2 protein-coding genes are annotated in these 2838 nt (G+C 66.6%); both read right to left on the reverse strand.

Annotated features, from left to right (window positions below; all coding sequences use genetic code 11):
- Positions 1–1218: circularly permuted type 2 ATP-grasp protein (locus tag EOA60_RS26960; RefSeq protein WP_206628261.1), on the reverse strand; the 1218-nt coding region annotated here is incomplete at its 3' end.
- A 6-nt stretch (positions 1219–1224) separates the two neighbouring features.
- Positions 1225–2838 (reverse strand): transglutaminase family protein (locus EOA60_RS26965; RefSeq protein WP_164899562.1); only part of this gene is annotated, 1614 nt, incomplete at its 5' end.

The following is a 2838-nucleotide window of genomic DNA, read 5'->3' on the forward strand; positions in this document are numbered from 1 at the left end:
CGCCGAACCGAGCCTGGTCGCGCCATCGTCCTCGAAGGCAAGCCGTGTCGACAGCGCCGGGCCAACCACCATGCGGTCGATATTGGCCAGCACATGGTCGCGTTCGGCCTGCTGTCCGCACCACCAGGTCGCAATGTTCGGCAGCTTGAGTTCCTCGCCATGCAATTCCCGCGCGATCCGCGGCAGGAAAGAAAGCAGCGCCCGCGTTTCCGCCAAGCCGGAACCGAGCCCGTTGACGGCCGAGACGGTGCCGCGCCGGATCGCCTCGACCAGCCCCGGCGTGCCGATCTGCGAGTCCGGTTTGAGCTCCAGCGGATCGGCGAAAGCGGCATCGAGCCGCCGCCACAAAACGCCGATCGGCATCAGGCCCGAAACCGTGCGCACCATCAGCCGGCCGCCGGACACCGTCAGGTCCTCGCCTTCGAGCAGCATAATGCCGAGATAACGCGCGATATAGGCGTGCTCGTAATAGGTCTCGTTGAGCGGTCCGGGCGTCAGGATGGCGACGCGGCCGCCGGAATCCTTCGCCATGCCGTTCAGCGCATCACGGAAGCGGCGGAAGAAGCCGGCCAGGCGATGCACATGCAGCTCGCCATAGATGTCAGACAAGGCGCGCGTGGTGGCAACGCGGTTCTCCAACGCAAAGCCGGCGCCCGACGGCGCTTGCGTGCGGTCGCCCAGAACCCACCAGCGGCCGTCGGGGCCGCGGCCGAGCTCGAAGGCGACCATGTGCAGGAAATGGCCGCTGGCCGGACGGACGCCGACCACCGGGCGCAGATATTCCGGGCTCGCCGCAATCAGCCCCGCCGGCAGGATTCCCTTCTCGATCAGCCGGTTCGGCCCGTAAATGTCGGCCAGCATCGTCTCGAACAGGTCGGCGCGCTGGACGAGGCCGGCGCTGATCTCGGCCCATTCCTTCTCGTCGATCAGCAGCGGGACATGCGCCAGCGGCCATTCGCGCTCGTTGGCGCCGGCTTTGTCGTAGACGCGGTAGTAGACGCCGGCATCGCGCAGATATTGGTCGGCGCGGGCAAAGCGCTGTCCGAGCGCCTCAGCCCCCAGATCGTCCAGCGCTCCGATGAAGGACTGCCAGGCCGGGCGCGGATTGCCCGACGCGTCGACCATCTCGTCGACGACGCCTTCAATCGGCCGGTAATGCTCCAACAGGCTCTGCGCCCGCGGCCTGCCGCCCGCCCGTTTCTGATTCCCCTTGGCCATGCTCGATCAGAATCTCGCCGGTCGCCTGAGGTCAAGGGTCATGGGAAACTCTTCAGAACCTTGTTCTTCACGCAGCACATAGGCACCCGGCGTATGGCCGCGCGGCTCGAAGCGGGCCAGCCGCCGCGCCTCCGCCTCGTTGCCGTTGACCGGGAAGGTCTCGTAGTTGCGGCCGCCCGGATGCGCGATATGATAGACGCAGCCTCCGAACGAGCGGCCCGACCAGCGGTCGTAGATGTCGAACACCAACGGCGTGTTGACCGGAAGGGCCGGATGCAGGCCGGAGGCCGGCTGCCAGGCCTTGAAGCGCACGCCTGCCACCGCGACCTCTCTGCTGTCGGTCGCCTTCATCGGTACGATGCGGCCGTTGCAGACGACCGCGTGACGCTCCGGATTGAGGCCTTGCGTCCTCACCTGCAGCCGCTCGATGGACGAATCGACGAAGCGGACCGTGCCGCCGATCGCGCCTTGCTCGCCCATCACATGCCAAGGCTCCAGCGCCTGCCTGAGCTCCAGCTTGACGCCGCCATGCTGCACCTGGCCGCAGAACGGAAAGCGAAATTCGAGTTGGGCTGCGAACCATTCCGGGCGGAAGTCGAAGCCGTTGAGCTTCAGATCTTCCAGCACGTCGAGGAAATCCGCCCAGACATAATGCGGCAGCATGAAACGGTCATGCAGCGACGTGCCCCAGCGCGCGAAGCGGCCGTCGAGCGGGTTCTTCCAAGCCCGCGCGATGATAGCGCGGACCAGCAATTGCTGGGCGAGCGACATCCGGGCATTGGGTGGCATTTCGAAGCCGCGGAACTCGACCAAACCGAGCCGTCCCGTCGGACCGTCCGGCGAGAACAATTTGTCGATGCAGATTTCCGAACGGTGCGTGTTGCCGGTCACGTCGGTCAAGAGATTGCGGAACAGCCGGTCGACCAGCCACGGCAACGGCGCCTCGCCCTTGTCGGGATGCGGCACCTGGGCCAGCGCGATCTCGAGTTCATAGAGGGAATCATGCCGTGCCTCGTCGATGCGCGGCGCCTGGCTGGTGGGGCCGATGAACAGGCTGGAAAACAGATAGGAGAGCGATGGGTGCCGCTGCCATTGCAGCACCAGGCTCTTCAACAGGTCCGGCCGGCGCAGGAACGGACTATCGTTGGGCGTCGCGCCGCCGACAACGACATGATTGCCGCCGCCCGTGCCGGTGTGACGGCCGTCGATCATGAACTTGTCGGTGCCGAGCCGCGAGCGCCTGGCTTCCTCATAGATCGCCGTGGTCGTCGCGACGCATTCCCGCCAGTCGGCGGCCGGGTGGATGTTTACCTCGATGACGCCGGGATCGGGCGCCACGCGGATGACGTTGAGGCGCGGGTCGTGCGGCGGCCCATAACCCTCGATATGCACCGGCAGGCCGATCGCCTTGGCCGCGTTCTCGGCCGCCGCCACCAGCTCAAGATAGTCCTCAAGCGCCTCGACCGGCGGCATGAACACGCAGAGCCGCCCGTCACGAGGCTCGACGGTGAGCGCCGTGCGCACCGCACCGCCGATCTCGGTGATCTCCTGCTCGACGCGCTCCTGCTGGCCCGTTGTCGCGGTGAAGGACGCTGCCAGCTGGCGGCGCGCCATTTCTTC

Source organism: Mesorhizobium sp. M1A.F.Ca.IN.020.06.1.1 (assembly GCF_004023265.1).
In the GTDB taxonomy this organism is placed as follows: domain Bacteria; phylum Pseudomonadota; class Alphaproteobacteria; order Rhizobiales; family Rhizobiaceae; genus Mesorhizobium.